Source organism: Achromobacter sp. LC458, assembly GCF_001005835.2.
Lineage (GTDB): Bacteria > Pseudomonadota > Gammaproteobacteria > Burkholderiales > Burkholderiaceae_B > Achromobacter > Achromobacter spanius_B.
The window spans coordinates 79,177-101,008 of record NZ_LBHW02000006.1 but is presented as its reverse complement, the minus strand read 5'-3'; the positions used below and the strand labels follow the sequence as shown (position 1 = coordinate 101,008).

Here is a 21,832-nt window from a genome sequence, read left to right as displayed (position 1 = left end):
GTAATGGCACATCCGACGCGCGGCATGCGGGGCATCGGGCAGTTGGCGCGTCGCAGCGCACCCGATGATTCCAAAAGTATAGACCCGGGCGCTTACGGCTTTTCTTCTGGCAGTGCGTCATGCGACACCGGGCGGCCCAAGAGGTAACCCTGGAAGTGCGAGCAGCCTTCCTGTGTCAGCCGGTCCAGCTGCGCGGCGGTTTCCACGCCTTCGGCAGTGGTCGGAATGTCCAGGCTGCGCCCGATGCCGTTGATGGCGCGGATGATGGCCAGTGCTTCTTTACTGGATTCGACGTCCTGGGTGAACGATTTGTCGATCTTGATCTTGTCGAAGTCGAACGACCGCAGATAGCCCAGCGACGAATAACCCGTGCCAAAGTCGTCCAGCGCCACTTTCACGCCCAGCGCCTTCAAGCGCTTGAGCGTGTTCAGGTTGGAGGCCGAGTTGGCCAGCAGCACCGATTCGGTAATCTCCAGTTCCAGCCGCCGCGCCGGCAGGCCGGACTTGGTCAACGCCGATTCCACCAGCGACACCAGCGCGCTGTTGGTGAATTGGCTGGCAGACAGGTTCACGGCTACCGTTTCGTGGTCGTCCCAGCGCATGGCTTCGGCGCAGGCCTCGTGCAGGGTGAAGGCGCCCAGCTCGTGGATCAGGCCGGTTTCTTCGGCGATGGGAATGAAGTCGCCCGGCATGATCAGGCCCTTGACCGGATGCTGCCAGCGCATCAGCGCTTCGCGTCCGACGATGCGCACGTGGCTGACGTCCAGGATGGGCTGGTAATACAACTGCAATTGCTGACCCATGATGGCCTGGCGCAAGTCCATTTCCATTTCATGGCGCTTGAGCGCGGCGGCCTCCATCTCGCGCTGGAAGAACACCATGCGGTTGCGGCCGTTGCGCTTGGCTTCGTACAGCGCCATGTCGGCGTAGCGCAGCAGGTGGTCGGCGGTGTATTCGGGCGTCTCGGCCAGCGCGATACCGATGCTGACGCTGATCGGCACCGTATGGCCGTCCACTTCAAAGGGCTGGCGCACCGCATCGATCAGCCGTTCGGCCATCTTGCGCACGTCGTCCTGCTGGCCGATGTTGGGCAGCACCACCGCGAATTCGTCACCGCCCAGGCGGGCCAGCGTGTCCTGCTCGCGCAGCACCTTCGGCAGCCGCTTGGCCAACAGGCGCAGCAGCTCGTCGCCGCAGGGATGGCCCAGCGTGTCGTTCACGCTCTTGAAATTGTCCAGGTCCAGGCACAGCACGGCGGTGCGGCGGTCGTCGGCACAGTGGTGCAGCGCCTTGAGCAGCTGCTCGCGGAACAGCCGGCGGTTGGGCATGCCGGTCAGGGTGTCGTGATGCGCCATGTAGCGCACCTGGGCATGCGCCGCGTTCTCGTCCGTGACGTCGTCGGAGATCAGCAGCGCGTAACGCGAGCGCGGGTCGTTGCTGTGAAAAACCAGCGTGCGCGTGCGCAAGGTGCGCATGCCGCGCGCGGTGGTCAGCTCTTCTTCCGCTTCACGCAGGGCGCCGTCCGATCGCAAGGCGTCGTGCGTCAGCCGGTCCAGGAATTCGCACACGGGTTCAGGCAGGCACTGCTGCGCCGTCTTGCCCAGCATCTGGGCGCGCGTGACGCCGAACGTGGCTTCCGCCTGACGGTTGGCCAGCAGGATATTGCGCGACACGGCGTCCATCACCAGCACGCACGACGGGATGTGCGACACCACGGCATCCAGGAAGCTGGATAGCGATGTCAATTCCGAGTTGTAGTGTTCGGCCAGCTCTTTGGCCTTCACCAGCTGCTGTTCGCGTTCACGGCGTTCGGTGACGTCGCGCGTGACCTTGGCAAAGCCGATCAGCTCGCCCTGGTCGTCGCGGATGGCGTCGATCACGACATTGGCCCAGAACAGCGTGCCGTCGCGGCGCACGCGCCAGCCCTCGGCTTCGAAGCGGCCCTGTTCTCGCGCCGTGGCCAGGCCGCGTTGCGGCAAGCCGGCGGCCTGGTCGGCGGCCGTGTAGAAGCACGCAAAGTTCTTGCCGACGATTTGCTCTTGCGTGTAGCCCTTGGCGCGCTGCGCCCCGGCGTTCCAGTTGGCGACTGTGCCGTCCGGGTGCAGCATGTAGATGGCGTAGTCGACGACACCCTGCACAAGGTGCCGGTACATGACGTCGGAATTGTCGATGATCATTGGATGAGGGGGCGGGGGGGGAAGCGCCCGCGTCTGGCGGGCCTGGCCGGCGTACGCGTGGGCTGTCCCGCGAATGGAATGAGGGATCTACGGCTTTACGTCGCCGTCTTGGCAATAGTTAAGGCGCGGGCCTGAAAAGGCGTGAATCTAACGAATGTTGTCGTAGAAACACGATTCATTGCATGGGGTGGCGCGGCAGGTCACAGCTTTACCCGCTGGCGCAGCGCCTGCGCGATCATCCCGATGTCGATGTCCTTGCCCGGGTTCTTCAAGCAGAAGTCGTACAGCACGGCCACGTACGCATTGCCCAGCAGCTTGGTGATGGCGCCCGCGGTGGTGGCGGCGATGGTGCCGCCCACGGCGCTGCCCGCGCCCGGAATGAATTTCAGCATGCCCGATACCACCGACCGCCCGATCAGCGTGGCCGCCGACGCACCCAGCGTGGAGGTGACCAGCGTGGTGATGGCGGTGGTGTCCAGCTCCATGCCGAAGGTGATGCCGATCTTGGCGATCATGCCGACCTGGATCGGCACCAGCGCAAACGCGTCCGAAAACGGAATGGGCGCGGCGGCGGCGGACGCGGCCAGGCCGGCTGCCACGTTCACTTCTATCTCAGCCCGCTTTTTTTTTACTTCCAGGGCCTTCTTGTTGCGGGTGGACAGGGCATTGGCGTAGGCGCGCTGCTGGCCCTCGGGAATGTGCTCGGCGGTGACTTCAATCAGCTTGTCCAGGCCCATCGGCGGCAGTTCCGCGTCCAGTTCTTCGATCCATTCCGGCAGCGCGCGCACGGCCACTACCTGCTTGGCGCGCGGCAGCAGCTTGTGCGCCTCGGCAACGAAGGGGCTGTTCTTGCGCGCCTTGGTCAGCACCACCACCACCGGGATGCCGGCGGTGGCCAGCATGTCGGCCAGTTCGATCTCGGCGTCTTCCACGCGGTGGCTGCTGTCCTGGATGCACAGCCAGGCCACATGCACGTGCTTGTCCTGATCGTCGGACGCCGAGCGTTCCTGGATCAAGTCCGTCAGCGCCTGGCGCGAGCGCGCGTAGTCGCCCACTTCCAGGCCGCGCGTGTCGATGATGGTCAGCGGATGGCCGGGCTTGGTGTATTCCTGGGTGGTCTGCGTGACGGGCTTGCCCGCGCCCGTCTTGGCCAGATCGCCGCGAAACACGGCGTTGATCAGCGTGCTCTTGCCGACGCCGGTCTTGCCCGCGATCAGGATGTTGACGCGACCCGCGCCGCGCGTGGCCGTGCTGATGGCGTCGGCGATGGCGTCCTGCAAGGCGGGCGAATCGGGGCGTAGGGGCGGCATGAGCGGTAATAACTGGAAAGGGATTGAGCAACGATATCAGATGAGTCCGACATTCGCGGCAACCGCGATATTTTTCTTGCCACTTCACCGAAGATCCGGGTTGCTTGATGAATCCGGTGCGTGGGCAGGCGCAACGGATCCCATAACCCTATGGCTGCCCTGCGGTAAGGAGACCTTGAAAATGGCGTTGGACATAGGAGTCGTCATGCTCTACCTGGGCGGCATGCTGCTGCTGGGCTGGTACGGCATGCGGCGTGCAAAAACCCAGGAAGACTATCTGGTGGCGGGCCGCAACCTGGGGCCCGGTTTGTACATGGGCACCATGGCGGCCACGGTGCTGGGCGGGGCCAGCACGGTGGGTACGGTGCGGCTGGGATATCAATACGGTATTTCGGGGTTCTGGCTATGCGGGGCGCTGGGGCTGGGCATCATCGTGCTGAACCGGGTGCTGGCCAAACCCCTGCTGAAGCTGCGCATTTTCACGGTGACGCAGATTCTTGAACGGCGCTTCACGGCGGGCGCCAAGCATGTCAGCGCGCTGGTCATGATGGCGTATGCGCTGATGCTGGCGGCCACGTCCGTCATCGCCATGGGCACGGTGATGCAGGTGCTGTTCGACCTGCCGTTCTGGGTGTCGGTCGTGGTGGGCGGCGGCGTGGTCGCGGTGTATTCCACGCTGGGCGGAATGTGGTCGTTGACCCTGACCGACATCGTGCAATTCATCATCAAGACGGTGGGCCTGATGTTCGTGCTGCTGCCCATCTGCCTGATACGGGTGGGCGGCTGGGACCAGCTGGTGGCGCAGCTGCCCTCCGCCAGTTTCAGCCTGACGAACATCGGCTGGGGCACGATCATCACCTACTTCGTCATCTATTTCCTGGGCATCCTGATCGGCCAGGAAATCTGGCAGCGCGTCTTCACTGCCCGTGACGAACGCGTGGCGCGCGTGGCGGGCACCGCCGCCGGGTTGTACTGCATCGTGTACGGCCTGGTGGGCGCGGTGATCGGCATGACCGCGAAGGTGCTGCTGCCCGATCTGCCCGACGTCAATCACGCGTTCGCCGCCATCGTGCAGGCGGGCCTGCCGGACGGCATACGCGGCCTGGTCATCGCCGCGGCGCTGGCGGCCATGATGTCCACGGCCAGCGCCGCCATGCTGGCCACGTCCACCGTGCTGGCCGAAGACCTGTTGCCGGCGCTGCGGGGCGGGCGCTCGTTCACCGACGTGCGCGTGCACCGGCTGATCACGCTGCTGGCCGCGCTGTCGGCGCTGGGCGTGGCGTTGGTGGTCGATGACGTCATGAGCGCCCTGACCTGCGCGTACAACCTGCTGGTGGGCGGCATGCTGGTGCCGTTGCTGGGTGCCATCTACTGGCGCCGCGCCACCACCGCCGGCGCAATGGCGGGGATGCTGCTGGGTTGCGCGGCGGCCATTGCGTTCATGGTCAAGGACGGCCTGGCGGCCAACACACCGGTCTACGCGGCGCTTGCGGCCAGCGCCGCCGGCTTTGTGCTGATCAGCCTGCTGGGGCGGGCGGGCGCGCCGTGGGGCGATACACCCGTGCCGCGAGCCGACGCCAAATGAACCTTTTATTTCAGGAGCACATCATGCGCTTTACCCCGGAGCGCCTTGCGGCGCTGCGCGCCCGCTTTGGCGGCGCCAACGAAGCCATCATCCACGACCCGCATTTTCGCGAAGTGGCCGTCAACATCATCGACGGCAGCGGCACGCGCAGCGCGCCCTATGCGGGCATGCCTACCTTGCTGGACGCCCCGGCACGCCCCATCGACTGGCAAGCGCCCGACTTCGGCGACCTGCAAGTGGCGCTGACCGGCGTGCCGATGGACCTGGGCGCCAGCAACCGCAGCGGTTGCCGCTTTGGGCCGCGCGCGCTGCGCGCCATCGAACGCGTCGGCCCCTACCACCACGTCTTGCGCTGCACGCCCACGCACGACCTGCGCGTGGCCGATATCGGCGATGTGCCGATGCGCAGCCGCTTCAACCTGGAGCAATCACATGAAGATATCGAAACCGCGTACGCCCAGATCCATGCGGCGGGGGTCATTCCGGTTTCGGTGGGGGGCGACCATTCCATTACCCTGCCGATCCTGCGTGCGCTGGGCCGACGCGCGCCGGTCTCGCTGATCCACTTCGATGCGCATTGCGATACGGGCGGCCCGTTCGACGGCAGCCGCTTTCACCACGGTGGCCCGTTCCGCCAAGCCGTGCTGGACGGCGTGCTGGACCCCACGCGCACCATCCAGATCGGCATCCGTGGCGCCGCGGAATACCTTTGGGAATTCTCGTACGAGTCCGGCATGACGGTCATTCACGCGGAAGACATTGCCCGCCTGGGCGTGGATGCCGTGGTCGCGCAGGCGCGCAAGGTCGTGGGCGACACGCCGGTGTACGTCTCGTTCGACATCGATTGCCTGGACCCGGCGTTTGCGCCCGGCACGGGCACGCCCGAGGTGGGCGGCGTGACCGTGCGCGAAGCGCAGGCGATCCTGCGGGCGCTGGCGGGTATCGACATCATCGGGGGCGACGTGGTCGAAGTGGCGCCCGCCTATGACGCCACGGCCAACACCGCGCACGCGGGGGCGCAGATGCTGTTCGAGATCCTGAGCCTGATCAGCGTGCGCCACGCGGGCTGACGACGCGCGCGAACTTTCTTGCATTCCCCTTTCGCTTTGGCGCAAAAGGTAATGGAAGGTACGAACGCACACTCGGCGGCGCGGTGCCCCCGATAGTGCGTTCGTCACGGTAAACATGCACGCTAATGGTGCGCGCGGGCCACGCGCGCGAGCAATGCCCTGGGAGGCAGCACTGGCGCGGGTTTCGCGATATGGGACGGCGACGACGACGGGGCGCGCGCGCAAAAAAAGGGCGCGATCGAATGCCTGCCATGCTGTTACATCACAAATGTTTCGGACGCGTTGGCGGGCATGGCGCCCTCGTAGAATCGGCGCCTCGTAAGGTTTCGCCGCGCTGTCAGCGGCACCGTTCATGACCCGATTTGCCCTCGTTCCCCGTTTGCTCCGGTCGCGCCCGCTGACCAAGGGCTTTCGCTATCTTTACCGCTATACGCGAGCCGGCGCCTATCGGCATAACGAAACCTTGTGGCCGCTGGTGAAAGTACGCCGCGATGCCCGCGACCACGACCGCTTGCTGTCCTGCAACGTGGTCGGCGTGCAAGGCCCGGCTACCTTGCCCCTGGCCGACGTGCCGCGAGCCATCACCGGCGACGCCCACCTGATCCTTAGCGGCCCTTCCATTGCTGACATCGACTATGCGCGTTGCCGACTGGGCAACGTGATGGGCGTGAACGGGTCGATTGCGCTGCGGCGCGCGCATCCCTCGTTGCGCTTCGATTACTACGCGATGCTGGACGCGGGCTTTGTGAAGCGCCGGCGCGACTTGGTTGCCGAGGTCTTGTCGCAGGACCTGCTGCTATTTGTCACGCCCGAGGTGTACCGGTGGATTTCGTACTTGTTCGACGCCAAGGCGGTTCGGTGCCGCATTGCGCTGTTCGAGGAAGTGCACCAGCGTGCGCTGCAACCGCGCGCGCAACCCGATGCCCTTGCCGCGCGGTTGGCGCGCGACCCCGAGCTGGTGTTGTTCGACGCGCATCACCCGCAGCACGCGCACGGCTTCAGCCTGAACCCGTCGCGCGGCCTGTTCGGCGGCGGCACGGTGGCCTACACGGCCTTGCAACTGCTGACCTGGATGGGCGCGCGCACGCTGTACCTGCACGGCCTGGACCTGAGCGCCACGGCCGGCCCGCGCTTTTACGAAAGCCCGGGCGCGCAGCTGGCCACCGCGCTGGACCGGCAGTTTGCCGGACATATCGAACCGGCGTTCCGCCAGGCCAGCCGCCTGCTGCGCGCGCACGGCGTCCAGGTCTACAACCTGTCCTTGAATAGCCGCCTGGGCGAGGACGTATTTGAAAAGCGCCACTGGAGCTGTTTGCTCAAACAAGGGGAATCCCCGCCTTCCCCGCAACGGTTCTCGGGCCTATCACGATGAAGATTCTGTACACCAACTTTCACCAGGGCGATGGCGGCGGGCACACCACCTACGTCATGTCCCTGGCACGCATGCTGCGCCAACGCGCCCAGATTACCGTGGCCGCGCCGCTTGGCAGCCGCCTGCTGGCCGAAGCCCACGCCTTGCCCGGCGTGCACTCCGTTGACCTGGAATTCAAGGGCCGCCCGTTTCAGCAGTTAAGCGCGTTGCGGCGGCTGCGCGCGCTGCTGCGCCGCGAACAGTTCGACGTGATCCACGTGAACGGCTCGGCCGACCATCGTCTTTGCATGCTGGCCACGGTGGGCATGGGCGCCAAGCGCCCGTTCATTGTCTACACGCAGCATACCGATCGCAGCGCCAACAGCCTGGGTGTGCGCATGCGCGCCAAGTGGGGCACCAACCGCGTCATCTGCGTGTGCGGCCACACGTTTCGCCGGATGAAAGATTCGGTGTTTCGCGATGAAGACCTGCGCGTGGTGCACAACGGCGTGGATACGCTTCAGTATCGACCGGCCACCCCTGACGAAGTCGCCCAAGCGCGCGCCGCGCTGCTGCCCAAGGCCATGCAGCGCCGGCTGGTGATCGGCAGCAACGCCGGCACCGCCGTGTACAAGAACTGGCTGGACATGGTGACCGCAGTGTCGCTGCTGCCCGAGCATCAGCGCGATCAGGTCGTGATCCTGATTGCCGGCAAGGAACCCGACGACGAACAGCGCCAGCGCGTGGCCGACCTGGCCATGACGCATCAAGTCGTGTTCACGGGCTTGCTCGATGACGTGCGGCCTTTCTTGGCGGCACTGGATGTGGGGTTTGTGTTGTCGTCCCGTCTGGAGACGATCTCGTTCGCGTGCCGCGAAATGATGGCGGCGGGCAAGCCGGTCATCGTCAGCAAGGTCGGCGGCCTGACCGAGAACGTGACCGACGGGCGCAATGGCTGGGTGGTGCCGCCCGGTTCCGTCAGCAGCGTGCTGGCCACCGTGTCCACCCTCTTGAACGATCGCGCCATCGCCGCGAAGATGGGCGAGGAAGCGCGCAACACGGCGTTGCGCGAGTTTTCCCTGGCGCATTTCGTGGGGCAGACCGAGCAGGTGTACCAAGAACGCGGGGCGTCCGACCGCCAGTTTGAACTGACGTCCTGACGCCCCGGCGTTGCCGCGTGATCCTTAGAAGTGGATCACGGTGCGGATCGACTTGCCTTCATGCATCAGGTCGAAGGCTTCGTTGATGCGGTCCAGCGGCAGCGTGTGCGTGACGAACGGGTCCAGGTCGATCTTGCCGCTCATGGCGTCTTCGACCATGCCCGGCAGTTGCGTGCGGCCCTTCACGCCGCCGAAGGCCGATCCGCGCCACACGCGGCCCGTGACCAGCTGGAACGGGCGCGTGCTGATTTCCTGGCCGGCGCCGGCCACGCCGATGATGATGCTTTCGCCCCAGCCTTTGTGGCAGCATTCCAGCGCGGCGCGCATCACGTGCACATTGCCGATACATTCAAACGAAAAGTCCACGCCGCCGTCGGTGAGTTCGACGATGACGTCCTGGATGGGCTTGTCGTAGTCCTTCGGGTTGACGCAGTCGGTGGCGCCCATGGCGCTGGCCAGCACGAACTTGTTCGGGTTGGTGTCCACGGCGATGATGCGGCCGGCCTTGGCCTGCACCGCGCCCTGGATCACGGCCAGGCCGATGCCGCCCAGACCGAACACGGCGACGGTGTCGCCTTCCTTGACCTTCGCGGTGTTGTGCACGGCGCCCAGGCCGGTGGTCACGCCGCAGCCCAACAGGCAAACCTTTTCATGCGGGGCGGCCGGGTTGATCTTGGCCAGCGAGATCTCGTTGACGACCGTGTATTCGCTGAAGGTCGAGCAGCCCATGTAGTGGTACAGCGGCTTGCCTTCGTAGCTGAAGCGCGAGGTGCCGTCGGGCATGACGCCCTTGCCCTGGGTGGCGCGCACCTTCTGGCACAGGTTGGTCTTGCCGGACAGGCAGAACTTGCATTCGCGGCATTCGGCCGTGTAGAGCGGAATGACGTGGTCGCCCGGCTTCAGCGACGTCACGCCTTCGCCCACTTCCACGACCACGCCCGCGCCTTCGTGGCCCAGCACGGCGGGGAACAGGCCTTCGGGGTCGTCGCCGCTGAGCGTGAACGCGTCGGTGTGGCAGACGCCGGTGTGCGTGATCTGCACCAGCACTTCGCCGCGCTGCGGGGGCGCGACGTCGATTTCAACGATTTCCAGCGGCTTGCCGGGTCCGAATGCGACTGCTGCGCGTGATTTCATAATTTTGCTCCACGAATGTCGGGGGGATTACTTCAAATAGGAACGGACGATGCGCATCAGCTGGTCGACCTCGGCCTCGGCGTCGATCCCGGCGTGTTGCGGCCCGCCCTGGGCGGATTGCAGGAAGGTTTCCCGGAGATGGCTTTCCAGCACCTCGGCCATCAGGCCGGTGGCTGCACCGCGCAAGGCGGCCAGCTGTTGCAGCAGCGCGCCGCATTCCGTGCCTTCGTTGACCGCGCGTTCCAATGCTAACGCCTGCCCCTGGATACGGCGCAAGCGGGTAACGACACGTTTTTTTTCTTCCGGCGAATGCGGCACGGCAGGCTCCGAAAACGATACAGGGGGGGAGTATACGAAAAGCGCCCCGTCATTCGCAAGACATGTGTACCTGTCTATACTACAAGCCGTTTTTCACCGCCGTGTGGCGCCCACTCCAGGATCATTCCGTGGCTTCTTCTCCCCCCCGACTACCCGTCCAGGCCAATGCCCTGCCCGCCCCGCTGTATGCGCAGGTCAAGCAGATGATTGCGCAGCAGATCCGCACGGGCGCGTGGCCCGCGCACTACCGGGTGCCCTCGGAAAGCGAACTGGTCGACGAGCTGGGATTTAGCCGCATGACGATCAACCGCGCGCTGCGCGAGCTGACGGCCGAGGGCTTGCTGGTGCGCATGCAGGGGGTGGGCACGTTCGTGGCGCAGCCCAAGGCGCGCTCGGCTTTGTTTGCCGTGAACAACATCGCGGACGAGATTGCCGCGCGCAACCATCGGCACCACAGCCGCGTGGTGCGCCTGGCCGAAGAGCCGGCCGGGTCCGAGCAGGCGCTGGCGCTGGACCTGCGCGTGGGCCAACCCGTATTCCATTCGGTCATCGTGCATTTCGAGGACGACGTGCCGATTCAACTGGAAGACCGCTACGTCAATGTGCGGTTGGCGCCGGACTACCTGAAACAGGACTTCACGCAGCACACCCCGTACGAATACCTGACGCGCGTGGCGCCGCTTAGCGAAGGCGAACACGTCGTAGAGGCCATCCTGGCCAAGCCGCGCGAATGCCAGCTGTTGCAGATCGAACGCAGCGAGCCGTGCCTGTTGATCCGTCGCCGCACGTGGTCCGGCGACCGCGCGGTGACGCTGGCGCGGCTGATCCACCCCGGCTCGCGCCACCGTCTGGAAGGCAAGTTCACCACATGAATCCGCCCAACGTTCGCCTGTATCGCGCTGCCGACTACCCGCGCATGCCGTGGAAAAACGGCGGCGGCACCACGCAGGAAGTCGCGTGCAACCCTGGCGGCAGCACCGCCGCGTTCGACTGGCGCCTGTCGATTGCCGACGTCGCGCAAGACGGCGGTTTTTCGGCGTTCGCGGGCTATCAGCGCATCATCACCGTGCTGGAAGGCAGCGGCATCGAACTGACTGTTGACGGCCAGGCACAGGCGCCGCTGATGCCGTATCAGCCTTACGCGTTCCTGGGAGACGCGCAGGTCCAGTGCCGTTTGCTGGACGGGCCGATCCGCGACTTCAACCTGATCTACAAGCCGCAGCGTTATCACGCTCGGCTGCAATGGGCGTCCGGCGCCGGGCCATGGGCGTTTCATAGCGATGCGCACAGCCTGCTGGTGCTGAACGCGGGCGACGCCCTGACGTTGAACGTGGACGGGGTCGACCATGCGCTGCCTGCGCGCTACGACTGCCTGCATGTGGACGGGCGGCAAGCCCTGGCGTCGTATCGCCTTGCCGGCAACGGCGCTGTGAACGCTTGCGTGATCGAGCTGCATCCCTTAGTTCATTGGGGGTAAACCCCTACCAAAATTCGTCTCGTCCTATCTTGTATATACAAGCATAGGCATCCTATGATGCGGGCAATCGCCGCGCTGCGGGTACGCGCGCGGCAGAACCGATCAAGGAGACTGTCTTGGACCAATCGAATCGATATCGCGATGTCGTCATCCGCGCGCCGCGTGGCAACCAGCTGACCGCCAAAAGCTGGTTGACCGAAGCGCCGCTGCGCATGTTGATGAACAACCTGGACCCGGACGTCGCTGAAAATCCAAAGGAACTGGTGGTGTACGGCGGCATTGGCCGCGCCGCCCGCAACTGGGACTGCTACGACAAGATCGTCGAATCGCTGACGCAGCTGAACGACGATGAAACGTTGCTGGTGCAGTCGGGCAAGCCGGTCGGCGTCTTCAAGACCCACGCCAACGCGCCGCGCGTGCTGATCGCCAACTCCAACCTGGTGCCGCATTGGGCCACGTGGGAACACTTCAACGAACTGGACGCCAAGGGCCTGGCCATGTACGGCCAGATGACGGCGGGCAGCTGGATCTACATCGGCAGCCAGGGCATCGTGCAGGGCACGTACGAAACCTTCGTCGAGGCGGGCCGCCAGCACTACGGCGGCAATCTTGCCGGACGCTGGGTGCTGACCGCCGGGCTGGGCGGCATGGGCGGCGCGCAGCCGCTGGCGGCCACGCTGGCGGGCGCATGTTCGCTCAACATCGAATGCCAGCAGGCCAGTATCGATTTCCGTCTGCGTACCCGCTACGTGGACGAGCAGGCCACCGATCTGGATGACGCGCTGGCGCGCATCAAGACGTACACCGAGCAAGGCCGCGCCGTGTCCATCGCGCTGTGCGGCAACGCCGCCGACGTGCTGCCCGAGCTGGTGCGCCGCGGCGTCAAGCCCGACATGGTCACCGACCAGACCAGTGCGCACGATCCGCTGAACGGCTATCTGCCGGCCGGCTGGACGTGGCCCGAATATCGCGAACGCGCCAAGCGCGAACCGGCCGTCGTCATCAAGGCCGCCAAGCAATCGATGGCCGTGCACGTGCAGGCGATGCTGGCGTTCAAGCGCCAGGGCATCCCCACCTTCGACTACGGCAACAACATCCGCCAGATGGCACAGGAAGAAGGCGTGGCAGACGCGTTTGACTTCCCCGGTTTCGTGCCCGCGTATATCCGCCCGCTGTTCTGCCGTGGCGTGGGCCCCTTCCGGTGGGCCGCGCTGTCGGGCGACCCGCAAGACATCTACAGGACGGACGCCAAGGTCAAGGAACTGATACCCGATGACGCGCACCTGCACCGCTGGCTGGAGATGGCGCGCGAACGCATCAGCTTCCAGGGCTTGCCGGCGCGTATCTGCTGGGTGGGCTTGGGCCAGCGCGCCAAGCTGGGTCTGGCATTCAATGAAATGGTGCGTTCGGGCGAGCTGTCGGCGCCCGTCGTCATCGGCCGCGATCACCTGGATTCCGGGTCCGTCGCCAGCCCCAACCGCGAAACGGAATCCATGCGCGACGGCTCGGACGCCGTGTCCGACTGGCCGCTGCTGAACGCCTTGCTCAACACCGCCAGCGGCGCCACCTGGGTGTCGCTGCATCACGGCGGCGGCGTGGGCATGGGGTTCTCGCAGCATTCGGGCATGGTCGTCGTGTGCGACGGCACGGATGAGGCCGCCGAACGCATTGCGCGCGTGCTGACCAACGACCCGGCCACGGGCGTGATGCGCCATGCCGACGCCGGCTACGACATCGCCATCGACTGCGCGAAAGAGCAGGGTTTGAACCTGCCCATGGTCAACGCCCAGCGCTAAGCGCGGCACAACCCTTCCGCACCCCCCCCGATCCCGCCAACCCGCGTGGGGCCATGACCGCATCGGTCCGCCCCACGTCACTCACGAGGCAATGCGATGGCGCAAGACAGCGAGGCCGGTTCCGCGCCGCTCATCGAGCGGCGTTCGATTGACTACATTCCGCCGTCCGAACGGCACGGCAAGCTCTACAGCCAGTTCACGCTGTGGATGGGCGCCAACCTTCAGATCACCGCGATCGTCACCGGCGCGTTGGCGGTGGTGTTGGGCGGCGACGTGTTCTGGTCCTTGATCGGGCTGTTTATCGGGCAGGTGCTGGGCGGTGTCGTGATGGCGCTGCACGCGGCGCAAGGACCCAAGCTGGGCTTGCCGCAGATGATCTCCAGCCGCGTGCAGTTCGGCGTTTACGGCGCCGCGATTCCGATTGTGCTGGTGTGCTTGATGTACCTGGGTTTCACGGCCACGGGCACGGTGCTGTCCGGCCAGGCGCTGGGGCAGTTGTTCGGCGTCAGCGATACCGTGGGCATCCTGGTCTTTGCGTCGGTCATCGTGGTGGCCACGCTGTTCGGCTACCGCGTCATTCACCTTATCGGGCGCGTTGCCACCGTGTTCGGGCTGATCGCGTTCGTGTACCTGTTCAGCCGCGTGGTCGCCGTGGGCGATGTGGCGCAGTTGCTGCAAATCCGGCATTTCGCCTGGGGGCCGTTCCTGTTGGCGGTGTCGCTGGCGGCGTCCTGGCAGATCGCCTATGGCCCCTACGTGGCCGACTATTCGCGTTATCTGCCGGCTTCGACCTCGTCGGTCAAGACGTTCCTGGCGGTGGGCCTGGGGTCGGTGTTGGGCGCGCAGATCGCCATGGTGCTGGGCGTGTTGGCCGCCGCGATGTCCGCCGGCCAATTCGCGGGGCGCGAAGTCGCGTACATCGTGGGGCTGGGCGGCACGGGCACGATGGCGGCGCTGCTGTACTTCAGCATCGCCTTCGGCAAGGTCACGATTTCGACGCTGAATTCCTACGGCAGCTTCATGTGCATGGCGACCATCGTCAGCGGCTTTCGCGGGCATGTGCAGATATCGCGGCGCCAGCGCGCGGTGGCGGTGGTGCTGATCGTGGGCGCGGCCACGGCGGTGGCGCTGGTGGGCCAGCATTCTTTCTTGAACGCGTTCAAGTCCTTCATCCTGTTCCTGCTGGCCTTCTTCGTGCCCTGGAGCGCGGTGAACCTGGTGGACTACTACTTCGTCAACCGTGGCCGCTACGACGTGGCCGCGTTGTCCGACCCGAACGGGCGCTACGGGCGTTGGAACCTGCCCGGCATCCTGGTGTACGCGTTTGGCGTGCTGGTGCAGATGCCGTTCATCTCAACCAAGCTATATACCGGCCCCATGGTCGAACGGCTGGGCGGCGTGGATGTGTCGTGGATCATCGGCCTGATCGTACCCAGCATTCTCTATTACCTATTCGCCCGCCGCGATTCGCGGCTTGCGGCGCACGAGCCGGCACAACGTCCGGTCTGACAACAACATTGCATCAAGCCGGGCAACCGGCGTAGGAGACCCCCATGGATTTGCACTTGAAGCCCGGTCATTTGACTTTGTCCGACTTGCGGCGCGTGTACCACGAACCCGTACGGCTGACGCTGGATGCCGGCGCGGCCGACGCCATCGACGCCAGCGTGGCCACGGTTGAACGCCTGATTGCGGAAGGCCGCACGGTGTACGGCATCAACACGGGCTTTGGCCTGCTGGCGTCCACCAAGATCGCGCGCGAAGACTTGCAGGCGCTGCAAAGTTCGCTGGTGCGTTCGCATGCGGCGGGCGTGGGCGAGCCCCTGGATGACGCCATGGTGCGCCTCATCATGGTGCTGAAGATCAACAGCCTGGCGCGTGGCTATTCCGGCATCCGCCGCCACGTTATCGACAGCCTGATCGCCATGGTCAACGCGGGCGTCTATCCGCACATTCCGCTGAAGGGTTCGGTGGGCGCCTCGGGCGACCTGGCGCCGCTGGCGCATATGTCCATCGTGCTGCTTGGCGAAAGCCGCGCGCGCTATCAAGGCGAATGGTTGCCCGCGCAAGAAGCGCTGGCGCGCGCCGGGCTGGTGCCGCTGACGCTGGCGGCCAAGGAAGGGCTGGCGCTGTTGAACGGCACGCAGGTGTCCACCGCCTATGCGCTGCGCGGCCTGTTCGAAGCCGAAGACATGATGGCGGCCGGGTTGGTGTGCGGCAGCCTTAGCGTGGAAGCCATGCTGGGCTCGCGCGTGCCGTTTGACGCCCGCATCCACGCCGCGCGCGGCCAGCCGGGCCAGATTGCGGTGGCCGCCGTGTATCGCGACCTGCTGGGCCAGGACAGCGAGGTCGGCCATTCGCACGCCGATTGCGAAAAGGTGCAGGACCCCTACTCGTTGCGCTGCCAGCCGCAGGTGATGGGCGCGTGCCTGACGCAGATCCGCCACGCTGCGCACGTGCTGCAAATTGAATCGAACGCCGTGTCGGACAACCCGCTGGTGTTCGTGGCGCAGGGTGACGTGATTTCCGGGGGCAACTTCCATGCCGAACCCGTGGCGATGGTGGCCGACAACCTGGCGCTGGCGCTGGCGGAAATCGGCGCGCTGTCCGAACGGCGCATTGCGCTGATGATGGACAAGCACATGTCGCAATTGCCCCCGTTCCTGGTGGCCAAGGGCGGCGTCAACTCGGGCTTCATGATTGCGCAGGTGACGGCTGCCGCGCTGGCCAGCGACAACAAGGCGCTGGCGCATCCGGCCAGCGTGGACAGCATGCCCACGTCGGCCAACCAGGAAGACCACGTGTCGATGGCGCCCAATGCCGGCAAGCGTTTGTGGGCAATGGCGGAAAACGTGCGCGACATCCTGGCCATTGAATGGCTGGGCGCGTGCCAGGGCCTGGACTTCCGTGTAGGGCTCAAGACCTCGCCGCAACTGGAGCAGGCGCGCCGGGTGCTGCGCGAGCAAGTGCCGCACTACGAAGAAGACCGCTTCTTCGCGCCCGATATCGCCGCCGCCAGCGGCTTGATCTCGGCGCAGGTGCTGAACGGGCTGATGCCGGCGGGGCTGCTGCCCAGCCTTTGATTTTTTCAACCGTTGCGGCGCCCTGCGCGGGGCCGCCACCACCGCGCTGTGCCGAAGCGTCCATAGAAGCCGCTCGCACAGCGTTTGACCCTGTACGCCTATACCTATAACAAGGACGGAGACGCAACATGCAAACGCAAAAGCAGGATCTCAAACGGGGACTCAACGCCAGGCACATCCGCTTCATGGCCTTGGGCTCGGCCATCGGCACGGGGCTGTTCTACGGGTCGGCCAAGGCCATCGAGCAGGCCGGGCCGTCGGTGCTGATCGCGTACCTGATCGCCGGCGCGGCCGTGTACATGGTGATGCGCGCGTTGGGCGAAATGGCCGTGAAGGACCCCGTATCCGGCTCCTTCGGGCACTACGCCACCGCCTACCTGGGCCCGGTGGCGGGCTTTCTGACCGGCTGGACCTACGCGTTCGAGATGATCATCGTGTGCCTGGCGGACATCACCGCGTTCGGGCTGTACATGGGCTTCTGGTATCCCGATGTGCCCCGCTGGATCTGGGTGCTGTCCATCGTGTTCTTCATCGGCGCCATCAACCTGTGCTCGGTCAAGGTGTTTGGCGAACTGGAATTCTGGTTGTCGCTGTTGAAGGTGGGCGCCATCATCGCGATGATCGCCGGTGGGCTGGGCATCATGCTGTTCGGCTTTGGCCTGAACGTGGAAAGCGCGGCGACGGGTGTGCATAACCTGTGGGAGCACGGCGGCTTCATGCCCAATGGCGTGGGCGGGCTGATTGCGTCGCTGGCGGTGGTGGTGTTTGCGTTTGGCGGCATCGAGATCATCGGCATCACGGCGGGCGAAGCCAAGGACCCCGGCCGCACCATCCCGCGCGCCATCAACGCCGTGCCGCTGCGCATCCTGCTGTTCTACGTGCTGACCTTGTTCGTGTTGATGTCCATTTTTCCGTGGACGCAGATCGGCAGCCAGGGCAGCCCGTTCGTGCAGATCTTTGACGGGCTGGGCATCAAGTCGGCGGCCACCATCCTGAACATCGTCGTGATCTCGGCGGCGGTGTCGGCCATCAACAGCGACATCTTCGGTGCGGGCCGCATGCTGTACGGCATGGCGCGGCAGGGGCAGGCGCCGCGTGGCTTCGCGGCGGTGTCGGGCTCGGGCGTGCCGTGGATGACGGTGGTGGTCATGACGGTTGCGCTGCTGCTGGGCGTGTTGCTGAACTATCTGATCCCCGAAGACGTCTTCGTGCTGATCGCATCGATCGCCACGTTCGCCACCGTGTGGGTCTGGCTGATGATTCTGTTGTCGCAGGTAGCGATGCGGCGCAAGATGAATCCCGACGAGGTCGCGGCGCTGAAGTTTCCCGTGCCGTTCTGGCCGATTGGCCCCCTGCTGGCGATTGCGTTCCTGGTGTTTGTGATCGGCGTGCTGGGATACTTTCCGCGTACCCAGATGGCGCTGGTCGTAGGCGCGGTCTGGATTGCGGTGCTGTGCGTGGCGTACCGCTATCTGGTGCTGCCGCGCGGCCCGGGCGGTGGACTTCCCGCGCCGGTGCCGCAAGGGTCCGACTGAACGAACACGGCGCCCCGCCGCATTGCGCGGCGCGGCGCCGGCTTTAAGGAGAAGTGCATGAGACAGGTCTGGCGACATTGCCACGCCGCCACGATGGTGGACGGGGCCTATTCCGTGATTGAGCACGCGGCCATCGTGACGCATGCCGACCGCATCGAATGGATCGGCAAGGAGGCGGCGTTGCCGCCGGTTGACGCGGTGCACGAACATGACCTGCGCGGGGCGTGGGTGACGCCCGGGCTCATCGATTGCCACACGCATCTGGTCTTTGGCGGCAACCGCAGCACGGAATTCGAGCAGCGCCTGCAAGGCGTGGACTACGCGCGGATCGCGGCGCAGGGCGGCGGCATCGCCAGCACCGTGCGCGCCACGCGCGAGGCATCCGAAGACGCGCTGTACGCCAGCGCCCGGCAACGTGCGCTGCACTTGCTGCGCGATGGCGTCACCACGCTGGAAGTGAAATCCGGCTACGGGCTGGACCTGCCCAACGAACGCAAGATGCTGCGCGTGGCGCGGCGTTTGGGGCAGATGCTGCCGATGACCGTGCAGGCCACCTGTCTGGCCGCGCATGCCTTGCCGCCCGAATTCGCCGGGCGGCCCGACGACTACATCGACGAGGTCGCGCGGCGCATGTTGCCGGTATTGGCGGCCGAAGGGCTGATCGATGCCGTCGATGCCTTCTGCGAGCATCTGGCGTTTTCGCCGGAACAGGTTGAACGCGTGTTCCAGGCGGCGGTGCACCTGGACCTGCCCGTCAAATTGCATGCCGAACAATTGTCGTCGCTGCACGGCGCAACGCTGGCCGCGCGCTATGGGGCCTTGTCGGCGGACCATCTGGAGTACCTGACGGAAAGCGATGTGCTGGCCATGGCGCAGTCCGGCACGGTGGCGGTGCTGCTGCCCGGCGCTTTCTATGCGCTGCGCGAAACGCAGTTGCCGCCGCTGGATCTGCTGCGCCGCCATGGCGTGCCGATGGCAATTTCCACCGACCTGAACCCGGGCACGTCGCCCGTGTTGTCATTGCGGCTGATGATGAGCATGGCCTGCACGCTGTTCAAGATGACGCCCGAAGAAGCGCTGGCCGGCGCAACGTTGCACGCGGCGCGGGCCCTGGGGCTGCACGTCACGCATGGCTCGTTGGAAGCGGGCAAGGTGGCCGACTTTGTCGCCTGGGACGTGGCGCACCCGTCCGAGCTGGCGTACTGGATCGGCGGTGACTTGCCCAAGCGCGTGATCCGCCACGGCGCGGTGGTGGATGTGGCGGCGCTGAACTGAGCAGTCGATGCACCATGGCGGGTCCTGGCGTTTTACGATGTCGTTCGGTCGCGCCTGATTCCGGGCGCGCCGTGCATCAGGGGAACGTATGCGGATATGCATGATGGAAGGGCCGGTGGACTTGATGCCGGACAGCGCCACGTGGGCGGGCATCGCCGACCGAGTGGCCGAGCTGGCGCCGGACCTGCTTGTCACCAATGAAATGCCTTTCGGCCCGTGGCTGGCGGCCTCGGCTGCCTATGACGCCGCGCGCGCCGCCGAGTCGGTGCGCCTGCACGAAGCGGGGCTGACCGCGCTGGCCGCGTTGCAGGTGCCCGCCGTTGTTTCGTCACGCCCCGTGCCCGCCGGCGACCGTCTGGCCAACGAAGCGTTCGCCTTGCAGGGCGGGCGCTACACGGCGCTGCATCACAAGCAGTTCTTCCCAGAAGAGCCCGGGTTCTTCGAAGCCACCTGGTTTCGCCCCGCGATGGACGGCTTTCAGGTGTTCGAGGTGGGCGGCATCCGCCTGGGCGTGCAGCTGTGCACCGAATTGATGTTCAACGAACGGTCGCGCCGCTACGGGCGCGAGGGGGCCGAATTGATCGTGGTGCCGCGCGCCAGCGGCGCGTCCGTCGGCCGCTGGCTGACGGCCGGCGCGATGGCGGCGTTGGTGTCGGGCTGCTATGTGGTCAGCTCGAACCGGGCCGGGCGCACGGCGCAGGGCCAGGTGTTCGGCGGCCGGGCGTTTGCATTTCAGCCGGACGGCGAAGTGCTGGCGCAGTCCACCGATACGGAGTCGATCGTGGTCGTCGACGTGGACCCGGCGCGGTCGCGGGCGCAGCAATCGCAGTATCCCTGCTACGTGAAGGAATAGCCGGTCCGCTGGAATAGCCGGTCCGTTGCGATTGCGCGCGGTCCCGCGCCGCGCTCAGGCTGCGATGGCGATGTGCCGTCGGTCTTCGATCAAGGTCGGCAGCCGGAACGCGCTGACGGCGCCTTGCAAACGTTGCGCCTGGTTTTCCAGCGACGTGGCGGCGGCCGCGGCTTCTTCGACCAGCGCGGCATTTTGCTGCGTCACCTGGTCCATCTGATTGACGGCGGTGTTGACCTGGTCAATGCCGGTCACCTGCTCTTGCGAGGCGGTGGCGATGTCGTTGACCAGCAGCGTCAGCCGCTCGATGGTGTCGAGGATTTCTTGCATGGTGCGCCCGGCCGTTTCGACCTGGGTGGACCCCGCCTGCACGGTGGCGCTGGAGGTCGACAGCAATTGCTTGATCTCTTTGGCCGCGCCCGCGCTGCGCTGCGCCAGCGACCGCACTTCCGCCGCCACCACCGCGAAGCCCTTGCCCTCTTCGCCCGCGCGGGCGGCCTCGACCGCGGCGTTCAGCGCCAGGATGTTGGTCTGGAAGGCGATGCCGTCGATCACGCTGACGATGTCTTCGATGCGCCCCGAGTCCTGCGCGATTTCGCGCATGGTGCTCACGGCTTCCTTCACCGCCATGCCGCCGCGCTGCACCACCTGGCTGGCCACAACCGCCATCTGGTTGGCCTGGCGCGCGTTCTCGGCGTTGCTGGTCACCGTGGACAGCAGTTGCTCCATGCTGGCGGCGGTTTGTTCCAACGAGGCCGCCTGCTGTTCGGTGCGGCTGGACAGGTCCTGGTTGCCGGCGGCGATTTCGCTGGAACCCGCGTTGATCTCGACCACGCCTTCGCGCACGGCATGCACGGTGCGCACCAGGCTTTCCTGCATGTCTTGCAGGTACGGGATGATCTGGCCCACGCAGTTGCGGCCGTAGGGTGCCAGCGGCGTGGTCAGGTCGCCGCTGGCGATGCGGCGAAAGTGCGCCTTGATGGTTTCCAGGGGACGCCGCACGAAAATCACCACATAGCGGTCGCCCAGGGCCAGCAACAGCAGGCAGATCGCCAGGACGATACCCATGCCGGTGTAGGCCTGGCGCCGCTTGGTGGCGGCGTCTGCCCACAGCTGCGTTTCGCGGTCCTTGGCGTAGGCTTCATAGTTTTCGATGCTTTTGCCGAACGCGCGGCTGGCGCTCACGACGGCCCCGGCCGCATGTTCGCGTGCGCGTTTGACGTCGCCGGCTTCCAGGTGTTGGCGCTGCACGGCGATGCCGCCATTGACCAGCGCGTCGAAGCCGGCCTGCATGGGTTGCAGGATGGCGGCGGGCGCGTCGTCGCGGGCAAGTTCGATGAAGATGGCCTGCTGCTTGCGGGCTTCGTCCAGCGCGGCGTCGATGCTGCGCCCTTCTTCCGCCGCCTGGGCGGTTTTGCCCTCGGCCGCGTATTCCAGTTGCCGGGACAGCCGCAGCCGTGCGCGCATGATTTGATCGTTGACCCGAGACAGGGCTGAGACTTCGTGAAGCAGTTCGCTACTGTCGGCAAGCGCTTCCCCGGCGCTGCGCAACCCGTTGACGCTGATGGCTGAAAGTCCGATGACCAGTGCACTGATGGCAAGCAGGGTGCACAGGATGAGGCGCCGGATGGTGATGTCTTTCAAAAACTGTGTCATGCGTGTCGTCCCAAATACAGCGAGTGCTGCATAGACAACAACGACCCCGCTGCCG

At 65.7% G+C, this 21,832-nt stretch carries 17 protein-coding genes; 12 read left to right on the top strand and 5 right to left on the bottom strand.

The window, feature by feature from the left end; genetic code table 11:
• Positions 1 to 92: 92 nt before the first annotated feature.
• Entirely contained in the window at positions 93 to 2,177 is a 2,085-nt protein-coding gene (locus tag YH64_RS07340) for a bifunctional diguanylate cyclase/phosphodiesterase (protein ID WP_082134520.1), read from the bottom strand.
• Positions 2,178 to 2,377: 200 nt separating this feature from the next.
• Positions 2,378 to 3,487 (bottom strand): YcjF family protein, encoded by a 1,110-nt coding sequence (locus YH64_RS07335; protein ID WP_046805565.1) that lies wholly within the window; start codon positions 3,485 to 3,487, stop codon positions 2,378 to 2,380.
• Positions 3,488 to 3,668: 181 nt separating this feature from the next.
• Between YH64_RS07335 and YH64_RS07330 the strand changes: the two genes are divergently transcribed.
• The 4 genes from YH64_RS07330 to YH64_RS07315 all read left to right on the top strand — a co-directional run bounded on the left by YH64_RS07330 (position 3,669) and on the right by YH64_RS07315 (position 8,653).
• Positions 3,669 to 5,072: a sodium:solute symporter gene (locus YH64_RS07330; protein ID WP_046805566.1), complete on the top strand. Its 1,404-nt coding sequence runs from the start codon at positions 3,669 to 3,671 to the stop codon at positions 5,070 to 5,072.
• Between the two features lie 23 nt (positions 5,073 to 5,095).
• Positions 5,096 to 6,142 carry an agmatinase gene (gene speB, locus YH64_RS07325; protein WP_185975341.1) on the top strand — a complete coding sequence of 349 codons (1,047 nt, stop codon included), beginning with the start codon at positions 5,096 to 5,098 and terminating at the stop codon, positions 6,140 to 6,142.
• Positions 6,143 to 6,494: 352 nt separating this feature from the next.
• Positions 6,495 to 7,514, top strand: coding sequence for a hypothetical protein (locus YH64_RS07320; RefSeq protein ID WP_046805567.1), 1,020 nt, complete (start codon positions 6,495 to 6,497; stop codon positions 7,512 to 7,514).
• Complete coding sequence (locus YH64_RS07315) at positions 7,511 to 8,653, top strand: glycosyltransferase (protein WP_046805568.1); 1,143 nt, start codon at positions 7,511 to 7,513, stop codon at positions 8,651 to 8,653. Before YH64_RS07320 ends, YH64_RS07315 begins: the two co-directional genes overlap by 4 nt.
• A 24-nt stretch (positions 8,654 to 8,677) precedes the next feature.
• Here the strand turns inward: YH64_RS07315 and YH64_RS07310 are convergent, their stop codons facing one another.
• Entirely contained in the window at positions 8,678 to 9,787 is a 1,110-nt protein-coding gene (locus YH64_RS07310; protein ID WP_046805569.1) for an S-(hydroxymethyl)glutathione dehydrogenase/class III alcohol dehydrogenase, read from the bottom strand.
• Positions 9,788 to 9,814: 27 nt separating this feature from the next.
• A complete protein-coding gene (locus YH64_RS07305; protein ID WP_046805570.1) occupies positions 9,815 to 10,105 on the bottom strand; it encodes a metal/formaldehyde-sensitive transcriptional repressor in 291 nt (96 codons plus the stop codon).
• Between the two features lie 128 nt (positions 10,106 to 10,233).
• On the opposite strand from YH64_RS07305, the gene hutC reads away from it, so the two are divergent.
• The 8 genes from hutC (at position 10,234) to YH64_RS07265 (ending at position 20,124) form a co-directional block, all read left to right on the top strand.
• Entirely contained in the window at positions 10,234 to 10,977 is a 744-nt protein-coding gene (hutC, locus tag YH64_RS07300; protein ID WP_046805633.1) for a histidine utilization repressor, read from the top strand.
• A complete protein-coding gene (locus tag YH64_RS07295; protein ID WP_046805571.1) occupies positions 10,974 to 11,582 on the top strand; it encodes a HutD family protein in 609 nt (202 codons plus the stop codon). Before hutC ends, YH64_RS07295 begins: the two co-directional genes overlap by 4 nt.
• Before the next feature lie 116 nt (positions 11,583 to 11,698).
• The gene (gene hutU / locus YH64_RS07290; RefSeq protein ID WP_046805572.1) at positions 11,699 to 13,378 is read left to right on the top strand and encodes a urocanate hydratase; all 1,680 of its coding nucleotides are present in this window, start codon (positions 11,699 to 11,701) and stop codon (positions 13,376 to 13,378) included.
• A gap of 96 nt (positions 13,379 to 13,474) precedes the next feature.
• Positions 13,475 to 14,887, top strand: coding sequence for a cytosine permease (locus YH64_RS07285; protein ID WP_046805573.1), 1,413 nt, complete (start codon positions 13,475 to 13,477; stop codon positions 14,885 to 14,887).
• A 44-nt stretch (positions 14,888 to 14,931) separates the two neighbouring features.
• On the top strand, positions 14,932 to 16,461 hold the full coding sequence (hutH, locus tag YH64_RS07280) for a histidine ammonia-lyase (RefSeq protein ID WP_046805574.1): 1,530 nt from the start codon (positions 14,932 to 14,934) through the stop codon (positions 16,459 to 16,461).
• Between the two features lie 128 nt (positions 16,462 to 16,589).
• On the top strand, positions 16,590 to 17,996 hold the full coding sequence (locus YH64_RS07275) for an amino acid permease (protein WP_143215279.1): 1,407 nt from the start codon (positions 16,590 to 16,592) through the stop codon (positions 17,994 to 17,996).
• Between the two features lie 57 nt (positions 17,997 to 18,053).
• A complete protein-coding gene (gene hutI, locus YH64_RS07270) occupies positions 18,054 to 19,271 on the top strand; it encodes an imidazolonepropionase (RefSeq protein ID WP_046805576.1) in 1,218 nt (405 codons plus the stop codon).
• 100 nt (positions 19,272 to 19,371) lie between these two features.
• Positions 19,372 to 20,124, top strand: a complete 753-nt coding sequence (locus tag YH64_RS07265; RefSeq protein ID WP_255444178.1) for a carbon-nitrogen hydrolase family protein — start codon at positions 19,372 to 19,374, stop codon at positions 20,122 to 20,124.
• Positions 20,125 to 20,178: 54 nt separating this feature from the next.
• On the opposite strand, the gene YH64_RS07260 is transcribed toward YH64_RS07265, so the two are convergent.
• On the bottom strand, positions 20,179 to 21,777 hold the full coding sequence (locus tag YH64_RS07260) for a methyl-accepting chemotaxis protein (RefSeq protein ID WP_046805578.1): 1,599 nt from the start codon (positions 21,775 to 21,777) through the stop codon (positions 20,179 to 20,181).
• Positions 21,778 to 21,832: the final 55 nt, after the last annotated feature.